This window comes from Corynebacterium sp. 401_CJEI, from assembly GCF_001076435.1.
In the GTDB taxonomy this organism is placed as follows: domain Bacteria; phylum Actinomycetota; class Actinomycetes; order Mycobacteriales; family Mycobacteriaceae; genus Corynebacterium; species Corynebacterium jeikeium_D.
Genome location: NZ_JVIP01000002.1, coordinates 1 through 272, shown reverse-complemented (window position 1 = coordinate 272; position 272 = coordinate 1). Strand labels below are relative to the sequence as shown.

Genomic DNA, 272 nt, shown 5'->3' with positions numbered 1-272 from the left:
CTTGCCAAGGTTAGGGTCGCGGGTTCGAGTCCCGTCATCCGCTCTGGTTTCTCAAGAAGTTAAGCTCTGTGGTATAACTTCGAGGCAACCACTGAGGCGGCAGCCTCACGGTGGAATGGCCGAGTGGCGAGGCAACGGCCTGCAAAGCCGTGTACACGGGTTCGATTCCCGTTTCCACCTCAGCAGAGATTCCTTACCGGTTTCGATGTAATGCGCGTTTAGCTCAGCGGGAGAGCGCTTCCCTGACACGGAAGAGGTCACTGGTTCAATCC

Annotated in this window: 1 tRNA gene; it reads left to right on the top strand. The window is 57.0% G+C overall.

The features are described 5' to 3' along the window. Positions 1-109: 109 nt before the first annotated feature. Positions 110-180, top strand: a tRNA-Cys gene (locus ADM64_RS01040). Positions 181-272: the final 92 nt, after the last annotated feature.